Here is an 18,697-nt window from a genome sequence, read left to right on the forward strand (position 1 = left end):
TTTTAATATTTCAATGTTGTGTGAATTTATCGGTATAGCCATACCCTCATTAAAGATAACAACTGATCTATTTTGAGTGGTTTGGTAATATAGTCAGAAGCCCCTGCTTCCAGGCATTTTTCCCTGTCGCCTTTCATCGCCTTTGCAGTAACCGCTATGATAGGAAGGGCGCTGTTCTTATGCTCCCTTCGTATCTTCTGCATCGTTTCATAACCATCCATTTCAGGCATCATGATATCCATCAGCACAATATCTATCTGGTTGTTTTCACTCAGAATGCTCATTGCTTCCTTGCCGCTTTCAGCCGTAATAGTATTGATATGATATCTTTCAAAGGCAGTGGTCAGTGCAAAAAGGTTACGCACATCATCATCTACCACCAGCACATTCTTACGTATCAATACATCTTTACGTGAGCGCAGATCTTCTATCAGCTTTCGCTTTTCCTGCGGCAAAGCCTGATGATCAATATGCAGCTGCATGATGGTTTCTTCCAGCAACAGGTCTAGTGAATTAACACCTTTCAGCAATATTTTATTAGCATACTGCTTAAGCTTTGATTTTTCATTATTGGTAAAGTCCTTGGCAGAATAGACGATCACCGGTGTGGCATTATGCCTGTTCACAGAATTCATGTTGGCCACAAACTCAGCACCGTCTATATCGGGCAGCATATAATCTGCAATGATACAGTCATAGGAGTTAGCATTCACCTTTTCAATGGCAGCCTTACCATTTTCCACAAACTCCATTTCAATAAGTTCCCCATTCTCCAGTATTCTGGCTATCTGTGAAGCATCCGGCTCATTATCTTCCACCACAAGCACCTTCTTTGTCTTACGGGCATGATGGTCAAGAATGCTGGAAAACAACACATTCAGCGCTTCCGCCTTAAGCGGCTTCAGGCTGAAGCTGCGGGCTCCGCGGTGCATAGCCAGCAGACGGTTTTCCTCACCCGAAATAAGATGAATGGGAATATGACGAAGATTAATATCGTTCTTAAAGAGGTCTAACACCCTCCATCCGCTGGCATCCGGAAGTTTTACATCCAGTGTTACAGCAATAGGATTATACTTGTTGGTCAGATCAAACACTTCTCCGAAAGAAGTAGCTACCACTACTTTTAATCCCATTTCATGCGCTTTCTCCTGCATGATCTTGGCAAAACGTACATCATCCTCCACTATCAGCACCACTTTATCACTCTCCATGATATGCGTTCTGTCGTCTCCCACCTCATTAATGATCTCATTCAGCCCTTCCAGGTCTTTCGGGTCACTTACTCTTACTGTCGGCACAGACTGGATATTACCCTGTTCCGGCAGCTGGTATTCTGTTACTGTCAGGCTTTTTTGTTTTTCCCGTTTGATAGTGGAAGCATTATACTGTATTGGCAGAAAGAGAGTAAAGGTACTGCCTTGCCCCACTTCGCTTTCCAGCTCTATAGAACCACCCAGCAGGTCTGCCAGGCCACGGCTGATGGAAAGCCCCAGACCGGTACCTCCGTACTTACGGCTGGTAGATCCCTCCGCCTGCTGAAACGCTTCGAAGATAATGTTCTGCTTGTCTTTCGATATCCCTATGCCGGTATCTTTGATCTCGAACGCCACTACTTTATCTGCATGGTCCAGGCTCTCACTCACCAGCTTCCAGTTGCGTTTCGCTTCATAGATACGCAATCTTACTTCTCCTTTTTCAGTGAACTTAAAGGCATTGGAAAGCAGGTTCTTCAATATCTGGTTCAGGCGTTGTACGTCTGTTTCCAGCGACTGTGGCAGCTGTTCGTCCATATCTATACGGAAGCGCAGGTTCTTGCTTTCTGAGATATGCTTGAAAGTGGTTTCCACAAAACCGATCACCTCGCGGAAACGCACTTTGATAAAATCTGTCGAGATATAACCCGATTCGATCTTTGAAAGGTCCAGGATATCATTAATAAGCTGGATCAGGTCATCACCACAGCTGTGGATGGTTTTAGCATAACGCACCTGTTTTTCGTTGAGGTTGCCGTCATGGTTTTCATATAGCTGTTGCGCAAGAATAAGCAGGGAGTTAAGCGGCGTACGCAGCTCGTGTGACATATTAGCAAGGAACTCCGACTTGTATTTGGACGTAAGCTGCAATTGCTCTGCTTTTTCTTCGAGCGACTTCCTGGCTTCTTCCACTTCCTTATTCTTCTCTTCCACTTCATCCTTCTGTTTCACCAGCAGGTGCGCTTTATCCTGCAGTTCTTCGTTAGTACGGCGCAGTTCGTCTGCCAGGGACTGTGATTGCTCCAGCAGGTCTTCTGTCCTGGAATTCGCTTCAATTGTATTCAGTACTATACCTATACTCTCCGTCAGCTGACTGAGGAAGTCAAGATGCGTTTCACTGAACGATTCAAAAGAAGCCAGCTCTATCACCGCTTTGATCTGCGTTTCAAATAACACCGGCAGCACAATCAGGTTCACCGGCGATGCCTCTCCCATACCGGAGCTGATCTTGATATAGTCTGATGGTATATTGGTAAGCAGTATCCTTTCTTTTTCTACGGCGCACTGTCCTACCAATCCCTGTCCCAGGGAGAACTCGCGTGACATATGCATTTCATCTCCATAGGCATATGCAGCAAATAGCTTTAGTTTTGGATTGAGCAGGTTCTCTTCCTGTTCCAGGATATAGAACATCCCTTTTTGCGCATTCACCACCTGCGCCAGTTCAGAAAGTATACGGCGGGTTACAGTGTTAAGGTCCTTCTGTCCCTGAAGCATCTGTGTGAACTTGGCCAGGTTGGATTTCAGCCAGTCCTGCTCCTGGTTACGCAAAGTGGTTTGCTTCAGGTTGGTGATCATCTGGTTGATGGTGTCCTTCAGTTCTTCCACCTCTCCCTGCGCATCTACACGGATCATCTGTGTAAGATCACCTTTCGTTACTGCAGACGCTACGGCAGAAATAGCACGTACCTGCGTGGTAAGGTTTTCTGCCAGCTGGTTCACATTTTCCGTAAGGTTCTTCCAGATACCGGAAGCTCCCGGCACACTGGCCTGTCCGCCCAAACGCCCGTCCACACCTACTTCACGGGCCACTGTAGTCACCTGGTCAGCAAAGAGCGCCAGGGTGTCGATCATTTCATTGATAGTATCTGTAAGCTGGGCCACTTCCCCACGGGATACAATGGAAAGCTTCTGTTTCAGGTTGCCCGTTGCCACAGCGGTCACCACCTTGGCAATGCCACGCACCTGGTTGGTCAGGTTAGAGGCCATCATGTTCACAGAATCTGTCAGGTCCTTCCAGGTACCAGCCACCCCCTGCACTTCTGCCTGTCCGCCCAGTTTTCCTTCCGTTCCCACTTCACGCGCCACACGTGTTACTTCGAAGGCAAAGGAATTCAGCTGGTCCACCATCGTGTTGATGGTGTTCTTCAGGTCAAGGATCTCGCCTTTTACGTCTATGGTCACTTTCTTGGAAAGGTCGCCGGAAGCAACCGCTTTCGTTACTTCCGCAATGTTACGCACCTGGGAGGTCAGGTTACCTGTCATCTGGTTTACAGAGTCTGTCAGGTCTTTCCAGGTACCGGCTACACCGGGCACGAATGCCTGTCCACCCAGTTTACCGTCTGTACCTACCTCACGGGCCACACGCGTTACTTCAGAGGCAAAGGCACGCAGCTGGTCCACCATGGTGTTAAGTGTTTCTTTCAGCTGCAGTATTTCTCCGCGTACATCTACCGTGATCTTACGGGACATGTCACCATTCGCCACGGCAATAGCCACGTCAGCAATGTTACGCACCTGCGCGGTAAGGTTGCCCGCCATCATATTTACAGAATCTGTCAGGTCTTTCCAGGTACCGCCTACACCGGGCACATTAGCCTGTCCGCCCAGTTTCCCTTCTGTCCCCACTTCACGGGCCACACGCGTTACTTCAGAGGCAAATGCGCGCAGCTGTTCCACCATGGTGTTGATGGTATTCTTCAGTTCAAGGATCTCGCCTCTGACATCCACTTCAATTTTACGGGAAAGGTCTCCGTTCGCTACCGCTGTGGTTACTTCTGCAATGTTACGTACCTGGGACGTCAGGTTGGAGGCCATGATATTTACGGAGTCTGTCAGGTCCTTCCATAAGCCTTCTACTCCAGGCACATCCGCCTGTCCGCCCAGCTTACCTTCAGAGCCCACTTCACGTGCTACACGGAACACTTCCGATCCAAAGGCATTCAACTGGTCCACCATCGTGTTGATGGTATTTTTCAACTCCAGGATCTCACCTTTCACATCTACCGTGATCTTGCGGGAAAGGTCACCTTTTGCCACTGCAGTGGTCACTTCCGCGATGTTACGCACCTGTGCTGTCAGGTTGGAGCCCATCTGATTCACAGAATCTGTCAGGTCTTTCCACGTACCGCCTACGCCCTGTACTTTAGCCTGTCCGCCCAGCTTACCTTCCGTACCTACTTCCAGCGCTACACGCGTTACTTCGGAGGCAAAGGAATTCAGCTGGTCCACCATCGTGTTGATGGTTTTCTTCAGTTCCAGGATCTCGCCAGCAACATCTACCGTGATCTTTTTGGAAAGGTCTCCGTTTGCCACGGCAGTAGTTACTTCTGCTATATTTCGTACCTGCGCTGTCAGGTTGGACCCCATCCGGTTCACAGAATCTGTCAGGTCTTTCCAGGTACCAGCCACCCCCTGCACCTTGGCTTGTCCGCCCAGCTTACCTTCTGTCCCCACTTCCAACGCCACGCGCGTTACTTCTGAGGCGAAGGAGTTTAGCTGGTCCACCATCGTGTTGATAGTGTTCTTCAGTTCAAGGATCTCACCTTTTACATCCACGGTGATCTTACGGGAAAGATCGCCCAGCGCTACAGCGGTAGTTACTTCCGCAATGTTACGTACCTGCGCTGTCAGGTTGGAAGCCATCTGGTTCACGGAATCTGTCAGGTCTTTCCACACACCGGCCACCCCTTTTACTGTAGCCTGACCACCCAGCTTACCCTCTGAACCTACTTCCACCGCTACGCGCGTTACTTCGGAAGAGAAGGAGTTCAGCTGGTCCACCATCGTATTGATAGTATTCTTCAGCTCAAGGATCTCACCTTTTACGTCTACCGTGATTTTGCGGGACAGGTCTCCCTTCGCCACGGCAGTAGTTACTTCTGCTATATTACGCACCTGGCCGGTAAGGTTGGAGGCCATCTGGTTTACAGAGTCTGTCAGGTCTTTCCAGGTACCGGCTACGCCCTTTACCTCGGCCTGGCCGCCCAGCTTACCGTCTGTTCCCACTTCACGCGCCACACGCGTTACTTCGGAAGAGAAAGAGTTGAGCTGGTCCACCATCGTATTGATGGTATCTTTCAGTTCCAGTATCTCGCCCTGTACATCTACGGTGATCTTCTTGGAAAGATCACCCTTTGCTACCGCGGTGGTCACGTCCGCAATATTGCGCACCTGCGCAGTAAGGTTGCCCGCCATCTGGTTTACAGAATCTGTCAGGTCTTTCCATACACCGGCCACATCTTTTACTTTTGCCTGTCCGCCCAGTTTACCCTCAGAACCTACTTCACGCGCTACACGGGTCACCTCACGGGAAAACAGGTTCAGCTGCTTCACCATCCCGTTCACCTCCGTTGCAATCCGCGCAAACTCTCCCTGCAGCACGTGATCTTCGATCTGCAGCGGCATTTCCTGAGACAGGTTACCTTTAGCCACAGAGCTGATCACATGTGCTATCTCAATAGTAGGATGTACCAGGTCGGAGATCAGTGTGTTCATAGAAACAACGGCTGTATTCCACGAACCACGGGCCGTACGGGGAAGTTGCACCCGATGGTTAAGCTTACCCATTTTCCCAATGGTATTACGGGCAAGGGCCAGTTCTTCTACAAGCGCCTCATTCAGGACAATGATGTCATTCACAGTATCGCAGATCTTTCCGCTGAGACCAATACAATCTGCTGGCATCCTGGCAGTAAAATTTCCATTTTTAACTTCAGACAACACCTGTAATAATAACCGCATATCCAGGTGATCAGGGATAGTTTCAGGTACCGGCACAGGTATGCTTTTACGCTTGGTTGTGGAGACCTGTGGAGGAGTCTCCACACTCTTTACTGGCATTGCAGCTGGAGCGGCAACTTTTTTCCGGTTGTTCATGTTGGGGGTGTTAGCGTTTATATGAGTACTCTTAAGTGGTGTGATATCATACAGCTAAAGATCTGACAGTATTATTACCTGTATATGACTGCTATCTTTTTATGGTTTGAAGTAGTATTTTTGTCATGCACCACATTAAATACTAAAAAAAAGATGCAACTTTCAGGCCATTCGAAGAAACTGATCTTACTGGCAGAAGACGATGCAGACGATCAGGAATTGCTGGAAAATGCATTGGGAGAAATTGATCCCAGCTGGCAACTCATGTGCATTCCCAATGGTAAAAAATTTCTCAGGTACCTCGAAACTATTTCAGATGCAGAACTACCTGCCTTACTCGTATTAGACTATAATATTCCCGAGCTCACGGGCATGGAAATAATTGAGCAGCTGAATGACCAGGTGAGATATACGAATATTCCAAAGATCATATGGAGCACTTCAAACTCGCCCGCATACAAGGCAAAGAGTATGGCATTGGGTGTAGCAGATTATATTATAAAACCCAGTGACCTGGCCTCTTTCCTTTCTATTGCCAAACATATGCTTTCTTTCGTGAAAGAGTAAAACTATATACCATTCAATGAACGGAAATGCGCAGTCTTATTTACAACAGTATCAGCAGCTGGAAGAAGAAGCCCGGATAGTCACCGATGTACTGTCCATCTATATATATCCGCTGGAACGTTACACCTTCATTGACGCTGTTAACCGCATCAGGGAAATACCACAGAACAGGATTATAGAGATACTGGAAGTACTCACAGAAAATGGCCTTGGCAGTTACAACCTGGCGGGCAATTACTCACTGATACCTGAGCTGAGTTTCCTGTTATTCCCTGAAAATATCCGGCAGCCGGAATACCTGCGCCTGCTTGACTATACCAAACCTTATTCCTTTTACAGCACCAGCGCCCGGCTGCAGGAGCTGCAACAGGTACTGACCGCATTCTTTACGGGCAACAGATCTCTTTTACTGCAACCGGTAAGGAAGATATGCTTCGAGTTGCCGGAATATCTTCCTCATCTCTGTTATCTTTTATACTATCCGGCTTATGAAGGCTTCCTGAAACTGTTTGACGAAGAAAGTGTGATACGTATTTACAGCGCAGCCGTTCAACAGCACCTGTTGTTGATGACGCCGCTGGATACATTGGAGAAATTCAGACAAAAGATAGCCGCCTTCCTTCACACAGATGCCGCCACGCTGGAACATGCAGAGGTCCCGCTGCTACGTGGACAGATAACTGCAGAGATCAACGGACAGGAGGAACTCTACGCTAAAGCAGTGGTACAACTGTATAACGGCGAGCCCGAAAAAGCACTCACCCTCTTTGAACAGGGTATCAAACAACAAAGGCAACAGGATAAAAAGAACAGCATTCCCACTTCTCCGCTGTTTGCCTTTTTCTACGCATATACGCTGACCACACTTCCGGAAGAAAAGACCTTTTCGCTGATCCCGAAAATTACCACTGCGTACGAGAAAAAACTGTTTCCGGCCATCACACCAGCTATCAGCATGCTGCATTTTCATAACGGCAGGAAAGAAAAGGCAGAGCACCAGCTGGAGATATTGCTTGAAAATGCGGTTAAACACAATGACCGGCATCTGTTAAGTTACCTGGCCCTGATCTGCCTGCAGCTCTTTTACCCTAAAAGTAAACTGCTCAAAACACATACACAGCTATCCACCATGCTCCTGCATCGTGGTATACAAAGCCAGTATAACCTGCTGACATATGAATATCTTTCCCTTTTCCGGGACAGTGACTACCTGAAGGCAGAAAAAACATTCAGGATGCTTGCAGAAACCTTCGGTAAACCTCCCATTGTCTCTGCCATGCAGCCACTACCTGAATGGGAAAGATTGCTCAATACCCTCATCCTGCCGGCCACTACTCAGATGCAGAAGGAAAAACCAGCCCTGGTTTACAGGCTATCTTATCTCATTGACCCGGAGCACTACAGCATACAGCCCGTTATACAAACATCACCGGGAGATAACGGATGGAGCAGGGGACGCATCATAGACCTGAAAAAGCTGAAAGATGGCCAGCTGGAAGGAATGACAGACCATGACATCAGGATAGCTTCCACCATCACCAAAGAGAGTTATCATACCTATGGTACTGAAACTTATGCCTTTGGAGAAAGAGTGTGGCAGGAACTGACAGGACATCCCTATCTCTTCCTGGCAGACCAGCCGGAAACAGGTATTGAACTTTACAGGGGAATGCCGGAACTCGTCGTGAATAAAACAGGTAAAGGATATACTTTCAGTACTCACCTGGACAATCCCTCCGGCAACACAATGCTGATAAGGGAAAGTAATACCCGCTTCAAAGTAATAAAGCTGACAGCACAACAACGGTCCCTGTTACAAACATTAAAACAGATAGGCACCATACCGGCTGAAGGTAAAGACAAACTGCTGCAGGCATTAAAACAGGTGGGCGCACATATCACAGTACACGCCAATCTTGATGATACCGCTCTTAACATAAAACAGTTCACCGCCGATCCCCGCATCCGGGTAAGATTGCAACCTGCCGGCAATGCGCTGCGTGCCTCTTTTTCCGTGAAACCATTTGTAAATGACCCTCCCTATTGCAAACCGGGAGAAGGCGCCAGGCACATAATAGGGGTGATGAATGGTGAACGATGCCAGGCCACACGCAATCTGGAAGCAGAAAGCCGTCATCTCTCACAATTGCTGGAGCTGATCCAGCAGAATGTTCCCCAGGAAATAGAAGATGATAGCATTGCATTTGAAGATCCGCTGGACTGCCTGCAACTGCTGGAAGTTATACAACATCATCCTGAGCTGGCAGTAGCCGAATGGCCGGAAGGAGAAAAACTGCGGCTGCATAAACCCATTTATACACCACAGCTGCGCATGACCGTAAAAGCAGATGGTAAATGGTTTGCCCTCAACGGAGAGCTGCGTATAGATGAATCCACTGTACTGTCCCTGAAAGACTTACTGGATGCTGCCAAAACAAACAGGAGCCGCTTCGTAACATTACAGAACGGAGATTTCCTGGCCCTCACCGGCAAGTTGTACCGGCAGCTGAATGAGCTGTCGGATATTGTAATAGAAACACAGGACCGCATTCATATCAGTCCGCTTACCTCACACATGCTGCGCGACCTGCTGGCAGAAGCAAACTATGTAGATGCAGATGCCGCCTGGCAAAGACTGAGGGACCAACAGGAAACTGCCGCCAACATTTTCCCGGCCATTCCCAATACACTGCAAACTACTTTACGGCCCTACCAGGAAGACGGCTTCCGGTGGATGGTGAGACTGGCATCCCTCGGGGCCGGCGCCTGCCTGGCAGACGATATGGGCCTGGGAAAAACCGTGCAGTCCGTCGCCTTGTTACTACACCGTGCAGCACAGGGACCGGCACTGGTAATATGCCCCGCCTCTGTATTGCCTAACTGGGCCAATGAACTGACAAAGTTTGCCCCCTCCCTCCGTGTTTTATCTATCAGTACCGGCAACAGGTATTCACTCCTGCAATCTGCCGGCGCATTCGATATAGTGCTGGGCACCTACGGCCTGCTTCAGTCAGAATCTAAATTACTGTCCGGCATACATTGGACAACAGTGGTACTGGACGAAGCACATACCATCAAAAACTACCAGACAAAAACCTCCAAAGCGGCCATGGCCTTACAGGCTGATTTCCGGCTTATACTGACAGGCACTCCCATACAGAACCACCTGGCAGAGATATGGAACCTGTTCAACTTCATCAATCCCGGCCTGTTAGGTACCCTGCAGCATTTCAATAAACAGTTTGCCACACCGGTTATCTATAACCCCGAAAGCACTGTTACCAGGCATCTGAAAAAACTGATAGGCCCTTTCCTTCTCAGACGCACCAAAACCACCGTGCTGGATGAGCTGCCTGAAAAAACCGAGATCGTTAAAATGGTAAGCCTGTCTACAGAGGAAGCCTCTTTTTATGAAGCCCTGCGCCTGAAAGCTATAGAGAATATTAAAAAGTATGGGGAGAATGACAGCAAACACCACCTCAACACCCTTACAGAGATCGGTAAACTACGGATGGCTGCCTGTAATGTACAGATGATAGATGAAGAGATCAGCATTCCATCTTCCAAACAGTCCGTCTTTATGGAGATCACAGAAGAGCTGATAGAGAATAATCACCGCGCCCTGGTATTCAGCCAGTACGTCCGCCACCTGGAACTGGTAAAACGCTCACTGGACGAAAAAGGCATTTCCTACCTGTACCTGGACGGCAGCACCCCCATACCTGTCAGGGAATCTCTGGTACAGCGGTTCCAGGCCGGAGAAGCCTCTCTTTTCCTTATTAGCCTCAAAGCCGGCGGCCTGGGGCTGAACCTAACTGCAGCAGATTATGTGATCCACCTTGATCCCTGGTGGAACCCTGCCATTGAAGAACAGGCCTCTGACCGCGCTTACCGGATCGGGCAAACAAGACCCGTCACCATTTACCGCCTGGTAGCCAAACATACTATCGAAGAAAAGATCATAGCCCTCCACAACAGCAAGCGGGATCTTGCTGATCGCCTGCTGGAAGGTGCTGACAGCAGCGGCAAGCTATCCACAAAAGAATTACTGGCACTGATAACAGAAGATTAACAGGAAGAAATCAGAAAAAAACTTTGAAGAAATTAAACTTTGATTATCTTAGCGATCGTCAGTTACTATCCTATGAAACACCCTGTATTCCCCACTATTATTTAAAGGGATTTTTATCCCCCCAACTGTGATTTTTTTCCTGCTTGCGCGAATAATGAATCAAAATCATTATTTATGACCTTAATAACAAGCATACATGGCCCCACTCCAGGAAGATAACGCATTCTTACAGCTGATAGAAGCGAATAAGGGCATCATCTACAAGGTGGCTAATTCCTATTGTAAAAACACGGAAGACAGGAAAGACCTGATACAGGAGATCATCCTGCAGCTATGGAAGTCTTTCGGCAAATATGATCCGCAGTATAAGTTATCCACCTGGATGTACCGCATATCACTGAACGTGGCTATTTCCTTTTACAGGAAAACCCGCAACACCACATTCCTTTCAAAGGATATAATACTACAGGAAATATCCCCACCCGATACAGAACAACTACAGTTGCTACAACAGTTCATCAGTGAGCTGAAAGAACTGGACCGTGCTATCATGCTTCTTTACCTGGAAGAAAAGAGTTACCGGGAAATAGCAGATATACTCGGACTTACTGAAACAAACATTGCCACCCGGATCAGCAGGATCAGGGAAAGGCTGAAAAGGAAATTTTCTATCATCCACAACTGAACAATTATGGAAGATCTTGAATTGAGAGAAATATGGGCGGCATATGACAGGAAACTGGAAAAGTCGCTCGCGCTGAATAAAAAACTGATCACCGAAATACAGACACAAAAAGTGAGATCTTTATTGCGTGCTCTAATAGCAGGGAAAATAGCCGTGATCATAACCGGTTCATTATGGGCAATATTCCTGGCCAGCCTGGTAAGCCTGGCCTTGATAGATCTGACACCTTACAGCCTGTTCTTTATTGTTTCTGCAGTGAGCTGTATGCTATTCTCTCTAGTAGCTGTGATTGTCTATATCCGTCATATTATGCTGATACAGGAAATAGATAACAGCAACAGTATCATAGAAACACAAAAACGGCTGGCCGTTTTACAGACCACTACATTGAAAATAGTACGCGCTTCCTTTCTGACTGCTCCGTTCTATACGGTGTTCTATCTCAATGAAAACATGTTCCGTAATGGCAACATCGGTTTATGGATATTACAGGCATCGGTTACAGCATTCTTTATCTTTGGCGCTATCTGGCTGTATAGGAATACCACCATGGCCAACGCCCATAAATCATGGTTTAAACTTATCTTTAACGGAAATGCATGGATATCTGTTAACAAAGCAATAGATTTCCTGGAAGAAATTGAAGCATACGAAAAAGAATAACACATGGCAAAGAAAGTCATCTTTGATGCTGTAATATTACAACATGCCGGTATGGATGCCGGGTATGTGGAATTTCCTTATGACGTAGAAGAATTGTATGGCGTGAAAGGACAGGTAAAGATCACCGCACTGATAGATGGAAAGACAACCTACCGTGGCAGCTTATCTAAAATGGGCACCGATTGTCATACACTCGGCATCACAAAAGCTGTCAGGCAGGCAATTGGAAAAGAACTGGGAGACACTATACATGTTGAACTGGAACAGGACCTGGAAGTAAGAGAAGTAGCATTACCTGGTGATATGGAGGCTGTATTGAAAAAACACAAACAGCTGAAAACATTTTTTGATGGATTGTCCTATACCAACAGGAAAGAATACATGGTATGGATCACATCTGCTAAAAAAGAAGAGACAAGACAAAAAAGATTAGAACAATTCATTGAAAAGCTGCAGGAAGGAAAGAAAAATCCTACAATAAAATAACACATCATTAAAATTTTTAGCCGGCCGCAGGCCAGATATTTATATGCCGGGAAGTTGCTTTCGCCAAACTCCCCGGCATATTTTTCAGCTGTGCACAACTAAAAATTTAACAGTACAGGCAACTTACTGGCATCCTCCCATCCAGTCAACAGTCAGCTGTCCCTGGGTTATCACAACTCCATATGAAACGCTTACACATGGCAGCTCCATATACTGCCCGGGCAACAATGTATACTCCTGTATAGTGCTGTCACAGAACTTTACAGTAAATACAGCCGGATCAGGCCAGTACTTCTGATTTACCAATGCTAGCCTTCTGCAGCTATCCGCTGTCTGCACGGTCACGTTACCGGATTTGATGTTACGGGCCGGCATAAACGCCGTAAATAAGACAAAAAGTAATACTCCCAGAATTGGTTTCATGGCTGAGGTTTTAAGTTAACAAATAGTGTTTGTCCCATGGGTTAAACGGCATTCAAGATAGGGTGGTTTCAGCAGATTTATTAAATTATTTATTGTCCAAATTATTTGTTGCAACCGCTACTTATTATGCGTTAAAGCGGGGGCCCGGAAGCCCCGCTGCTTTAACTTGTGTATTGATCCTATGCATCTTTGGTCTGAATCGTCAGTTACTGATTTTATTCACTTTCAGATTATCATAATAAATGTAGTGGTCTCCTGATGACATCCAGTAATCCTGGCTGCCGCCACGGAAAGTATGGAAGGTCAGCCCCCTGATCAGACGCTTGCTGTCATTGGTAGTCCAACGGATATCCCTGTCCAGCACTATAGTACCATCTATCACTATCTGCACATGACCATCTGTATTACTACCGGTATTACTCTTCACATACAGGTGCACATGATACCACTGACCTTTATTCAGGCTGCCGGTAGAAGGATAGGACTTGCCAAACGTTTCACCGTACTGACCTGATTGATCTTTGAAATAGAGATAGGGCTGGAAGAATACCCTGCCGGCATCTGTCTGATACCACATCAAACGGGCGCTGCCACCATTACCGTCCCAACCGGGATCCCCCCCGGTATTGCCATCACCGATAGAAAAGCCAAAACCCAGCTTTCCTCCGCGGCTCCAGTCAAACTGGCTGTGAAAACGAACGTCATAATCTACTTCATAAGCACCGCCATCAGAAATATCAACATTTGCAACTATACCACCAGCACCGGAAAGCGCATTCTTTAGCAGCTTAATACGCAGATTGCCATTGGAGATCCAGCCACGGCTATCTACCCAGCCGGATACATTGCCAAAATCCCCGGCTGCATTTGAACTGCTGTAAGTGCCGTCTACATAGCCATCCCAGTTAAGAGACCAGCTGGAATTGATAGCTTTGATGCTTACATCTGCCTGGGTTTCAGGACTACCGGTTATAGTAAGCGGGGCCTGCGCACTTTCTTTCTTACAGGCGCCAAACAGTACTACGGCTGCAAGTACTGCCGTCTTTAATAGAGGGAAAAGGTTTCTGTTCATTCGATATTGGTTTATAAGAATACGAACGTGGATAACAGATTAGAAGTCGTGCAATCGTTTGCAGAGTACCACTCAATTACTCAAAAAAATGCGGAGGCCAAAAACATCTTTCAGCGCTTTCTTTGCAGCATAGTAACCGCACATGCCATGTACACCACCACCGGGAGGGGTAGATGAGGAACAAATGTAAACACCCCTGGCAGGAGTGCTGTAGGGGGATAAACGTATAGCAGGCCGGGTATATAACTGGGAGATATCTATCACCCCTCCGTTAATATCCCCACCTATATAATTAGGGTTATAACTTTCCATCTCTGCTGTATTCATAACATGCCGCCCCAGGATAAGGTCTTTAAAACCGGGAGCAAAGCGTTCTACCTGGTCCTCTATTACTGCTGTCATATCTTTCGTGGAACCATTAGGTACGTGACAGTAAGCCCAGGCAGTATGCTTCCCTTTAGGAGCGCGGGTATTATCAACAATACTCTGCTGCGCAAGCAGTACAAAAGGCTTTTCAGGATGCTGCCCTCTGCTGGTTTGCAGTTCACTGGCAGCAATTTCCTCTATAGTATTGCCCAGGTGTACAGTACCCGCTTCCCTGCAACCCGCTGCGGTAAAAGGGATCGGCGCCGCCAGCGCCCAATCTGCCTTAAAGATCCCCATACCATACCGGTAACGTTGCAGTTGCCATTTATAAAAAGAGCTGAATCTTTCACCTGCAATACTCAGTAGTTGTTTAGGCGTTACATCCAGCAATATTGCGCGTGCAGGGGGTAACTCACTCAATGTTTTTACATAAGTGTTTGTCTGTATCTCCCCCCCCAGGTATACAAAATAATCCGCCAGGGCATTGGCGAGCGACTGTGCGCCACCTCTGGGCACAGGCCACCCGCCGGCATGACTGTTCAGCGAAAGCACCAGTCCTATAGCTGCAGTAGCCACATTACTGAGCGGTTGTATGGAATGTGCAGCTATTCCTCCAAATAATCCACGGGCAGCCTTTCCTTTAAAACGCCGCGCCAGCTGCAAAGCAGAAGGCAATGCTTTCAGGCCAAAACGGGCCATGACTAACGGATGCTTTGGCACCTTTAAAGGGCCTAATACTTCCGCCATCAGCTCAGGAAAATCTTTAAGCAGCGGAGCATACAGGCGCTCATACGTTACACAGTCCTCTCCCAGCAGCTGGGCTGTCTTTTCCAGGGATGAATACAGTACAGCAGCAGTCCCGTCATCAAAAGGATGAGCTGCATCTGCAGCAGGATAAATGTAGGATAAGCCGAACTGTTCAAGTGGTAGTGTTTTTAGAAAGGGAGAGGTCAGCGCCATAGGGTGGATAGCAGAACAGACATCATGCACAAAACCAGGTAATGTCAGCTCTGCAGACCGCAATCCGCCGCCAATACTGTCCCGCCCTTCCAGCAGTAATACAGACAGGCCCTGCTGCTGCATGGTAATAGCAGCAGATAAACCATTGGGACCAGAACCTACTACAATTGCATCGTACTCGTTCCTGTACATGTTGTTGTGCCTGTGGTTTTAATATTAACCAACCTCCACACCGGATGCAGACAGCGCATATTTTTCTACACCCGGTCCAAAATTACGTAATCGGAGCATTATTCAGTTCAGTCCGTAGATAAGGATATGGCTCCAATGAAGTATATACGGCGGAGCTTATTGTTTAGTGCAGTGGGGTAACATCAGTGTTCCATCATATCCAGGATATCCGTCCAGATGATCCTGGCAATCTGTTCACTTTCAATAGTACGGATGCGTTCCTCAGGAGTGATCATCCGGTCTTCCTGCCAGTCAATGTCATCCGGCATGAAATCTCTGAGGATGTTTCCGCTGGTGATTACTTCATAAGTAGTTTCGTGGGCAACCTCGTTTGTAGTTATCGCCAATTGATACGAACGGCCTTCAATATAAACTGTAATAGTACGCCTTTCCATAACATCAGATTTTTGAGTTAGTAATGGCTTTCCTTTCTTACAGAGAACAAATTATCTGCCAGTTTAAACAAAGGTACAATAAACTGATTATCAAACAAATAAATAAATCACAGGATAGGCATTCAAACCGGTGCACTACCCAACCACAGATAATACAAACAGAATTGCAGGACGTAAAGAAATTACATCCTGCAATAGGTTACTTTTTGATTCTAAGGGAAACTGAGTACTTAATCGTGGTTATCTACAGCACAAAGGGAATGTTGAGCCATTACCGAAATTAACATCCGCATATTTCAAATGTTGTGAACGAAAACCTAATGAATTGTAAACAATCTTAAACAGATTGTGAATGAACATTAAATTTCCGATATTTAAATATGATAAGAAAACTATGGGGAGTGCTTAAACTGCCTGCTGAAAGGATATATTTGCTCTTCAGGAATTATTCCATGAAGCATCCTTTTAAAATCTATATCACTACATCGGTTATATGTTTTCTCGTATTAGCTATTATACAGGTAACACTGGTATATAATACCTATGATCTGCTGAACAGACGTTTTTACTATGAAAAGAAAGGAAAGCTCAAGGAAGAATACAACAGAACTATCGTCAATGACAAACTGTTTCCCGGCGGACAGGCCATCATAGATTCTATCATCACTCCTGAGATGAGACCTTTGGAAAAGCTTTATCTGACTGATACTGCAGCATTCAAAAAACATACACAACAAATACTCCGCAGGATATTTACAAAACTGATCAGAGAACAGAATATGGACAGCCTGCTGAAGGTAATCAGGAAAAGAGGTAACATAACAGACTCATTGAAATATTCACTACGTATCACAAGCATGGATGTAAAGTTCAGCGACGGAGAATATGTGAATATCTATGACAGAAGAAAACGATATCCGCTAATAGATGAAGACCTGCAAAGCATTTATGGTATACGCATTTACGGAAACCTTCCCACTCCTGACGATAATAACCAGATTCTGAACATCAACGTTACCACACCGGAAGCATATACCTATGCTATGGGATTTGCTTTCAATGCAGATCCTTACAACAGACAACAGCTGGTCCTGCGGCAAATGCAGTTCATCCTCATCATGTCCCTGCTATCCATGCTGGCCATCATCATCCTGTTCTTCACTACCATGCGTAACTGGATAAAACAGAAACACCTCTCAGATGTTAAAACTGATTTTATCAATAACATTACACACGAGTTCCACACACCATTAACCGCCATAATGGTAGCCAACAAGAACATCCGGAATGCAAAGGTGCTGGACAATAAAATAGCCATCCGCTCACTGTCTGACATTATTGAACGGCAATCTCAGCGCCTGAAGCTACTGATCAGCCAGGTGCTGGATATTGCTGCAATAGATAAACTCTTTGTCCAGAAAAAACCACATGACCTGAACGTATTGGTCAGTGATATCCTCACAGATTTCAGCATCAAATTCTCTTCTGCCAACGTACAGATCACTTATAAAAGATCAGAAGATAATGTAGTGGCAGATGCAGATAATTTTCATTTTACAACTTTGCTGCTCAACATACTGGACAATGCAGTAAAATATAATGTGCAGCCCGTTAAGCATTTGCTCGTATCCATTATACATACCAATGAAAATATTGAGATCTCAATATCTGACAATGGTATCGGCATGTCAAAAGATACGATCAAACGTATCTTTGATAAGTTTTATCGTCATCAGAAAGATCTTACGCAGAATACAAAAGGGCTGGGACTGGGACTATATTATGTAAAACAATGCATTGACGCTCATCAGTGGAAACTGAAAGTAGATAGCGAAGCCGGAAAAGGAAGTACATTTGTAATAGTAATACCTGTATAACAGGTCATCATGCATAACCGCTGTGGACAATGGTTACCGAATTAACTAAACAGTAAGTATGAAACACAAAATTCTACTGGTAGAAGACGAAGCTGATCTTGGAAATGTTGTCAAACAATACCTGGAACTGATGGATTTTGATGTGGACTGGCAACAGAACGGTCTTACCGCGTATGAAATATTTCAGAAAGCACCGGATAAATATCATATCCTGCTGATAGATGTTAACCTGCCCGGGATGAACGGATTCGAACTGGCAGAACATGTAATACAGCTCAACAGCCATGTTCCGTTCCTCTTCCTTACGGCAAGAGGAGAAAAAATGGACAGGCTTAACGGACTGAAGATCGGTGCTGATGATTATGTAGTCAAACCATTTGATGTAGATGAACTGGTATTACGCATCCGCAATATCATCAAACGCAAACAACCGGTCGTGCCACAGGAAGTGGTCAAGTCCAACAGCATATTCACCATCGGCAATACCCAATTGTATGTTGACTCACTTACATTGGTAACAGAACAGGGAGAAGAGATCATCCTGACCCCACGGGAATGTGACCTGCTTGTTATGTTCTTCAGCAATGTAAACCGCGTGCTTAAACGGGAAGAGATCCTTACAAAGGTCTGGGGGTCTAATGATTATTTTGTAGGCAGAAGCCTGGATGTATTTATTTCCAGGTTCAGAAAATATTTTAGCCAGAACCCATCTATCAGCATTAAGAATGTATACGGGATAGGGTTTGTGTTTAATGTAAAATAGTTCCTG

The 18,697-nt window shown here is 46.2% G+C and carries 12 protein-coding genes; 7 read left to right on the top strand and 5 right to left on the bottom strand.

Translation table 11 applies throughout. The features are described 5' to 3' along the window. Positions 1–26 precede the first annotated feature (26 nt). Positions 27–6,131, bottom strand: coding sequence for a HAMP domain-containing protein (locus GO493_RS00675; RefSeq protein ID WP_198315412.1), 6,105 nt, complete (start codon positions 6,129–6,131; stop codon positions 27–29). Positions 6,132–6,284: 153 nt separating this feature from the next. Here GO493_RS00675 and GO493_RS00680 point away from each other — a divergent pair, with 153 nt between their 5' ends. From GO493_RS00680 to GO493_RS00700, 5 genes are all read left to right on the top strand, one after another. Next, positions 6,285–6,698, top strand: a complete 414-nt coding sequence (locus tag GO493_RS00680; RefSeq protein WP_157304140.1) for a response regulator — start codon at positions 6,285–6,287, stop codon at positions 6,696–6,698. A 16-nt stretch (positions 6,699–6,714) separates the two neighbouring features. Further along, positions 6,715–10,770 carry a DEAD/DEAH box helicase gene (locus tag GO493_RS00685; RefSeq protein WP_157304141.1) on the top strand — a complete coding sequence of 1,352 codons (4,056 nt, stop codon included), beginning with the start codon at positions 6,715–6,717 and terminating at the stop codon, positions 10,768–10,770. Between the two features lie 196 nt (positions 10,771–10,966). Beyond that, complete coding sequence (locus GO493_RS00690; protein ID WP_157304142.1) at positions 10,967–11,455, top strand: RNA polymerase sigma factor; 489 nt, start codon at positions 10,967–10,969, stop codon at positions 11,453–11,455. 6 nt (positions 11,456–11,461) lie between these two features. Continuing rightward, positions 11,462–12,118 carry a hypothetical protein gene (locus GO493_RS00695; protein ID WP_157304143.1) on the top strand — a complete coding sequence of 219 codons (657 nt, stop codon included), beginning with the start codon at positions 11,462–11,464 and terminating at the stop codon, positions 12,116–12,118. Between the two features lie 3 nt (positions 12,119–12,121). Further along, a complete protein-coding gene (locus GO493_RS00700) occupies positions 12,122–12,604 on the top strand; it encodes a YdeI/OmpD-associated family protein (RefSeq protein ID WP_157304144.1) in 483 nt (160 codons plus the stop codon). Positions 12,605–12,727: 123 nt separating this feature from the next. On the opposite strand, the gene GO493_RS00705 is transcribed toward GO493_RS00700, so the two are convergent. From GO493_RS00705 to GO493_RS00720, 4 genes are all read right to left on the bottom strand, one after another. Beyond that, positions 12,728–13,027 (bottom strand): hypothetical protein, encoded by a 300-nt coding sequence (locus tag GO493_RS00705; protein WP_157304145.1) that lies wholly within the window; start codon positions 13,025–13,027, stop codon positions 12,728–12,730. 202 nt (positions 13,028–13,229) lie between these two features. Beyond that, complete coding sequence (locus tag GO493_RS00710; RefSeq protein ID WP_157304146.1) at positions 13,230–14,099, bottom strand: polysaccharide lyase; 870 nt, start codon at positions 14,097–14,099, stop codon at positions 13,230–13,232. Between the two features lie 72 nt (positions 14,100–14,171). Beyond that, entirely contained in the window at positions 14,172–15,617 is a 1,446-nt protein-coding gene (locus tag GO493_RS00715) for a phytoene desaturase family protein (protein WP_157304147.1), read from the bottom strand. Positions 15,618–15,799: 182 nt separating this feature from the next. Next, the gene (locus GO493_RS00720) at positions 15,800–16,051 is read right to left on the bottom strand and encodes a hypothetical protein (protein WP_157304148.1); all 252 of its coding nucleotides are present in this window, start codon (positions 16,049–16,051) and stop codon (positions 15,800–15,802) included. A gap of 380 nt (positions 16,052–16,431) precedes the next feature. Between GO493_RS00720 and GO493_RS00725 the strand changes: the two genes are divergently transcribed. Together GO493_RS00725 and GO493_RS00730 are read left to right on the top strand one after the other, a co-directional pair. Next, positions 16,432–17,928: a sensor histidine kinase gene (locus GO493_RS00725; RefSeq protein ID WP_157304149.1), complete on the top strand. Its 1,497-nt coding sequence runs from the start codon at positions 16,432–16,434 to the stop codon at positions 17,926–17,928. A 58-nt stretch (positions 17,929–17,986) separates the two neighbouring features. After that, positions 17,987–18,691 carry a response regulator transcription factor gene (locus GO493_RS00730; RefSeq protein ID WP_157304150.1) on the top strand — a complete coding sequence of 235 codons (705 nt, stop codon included), beginning with the start codon at positions 17,987–17,989 and terminating at the stop codon, positions 18,689–18,691. The last annotated feature ends 6 nt before the right edge of the window (positions 18,692–18,697 follow it).

This window comes from Chitinophaga tropicalis (assembly GCF_009758205.1).
Lineage (GTDB): Bacteria > Bacteroidota > Bacteroidia > Chitinophagales > Chitinophagaceae > Chitinophaga > Chitinophaga tropicalis.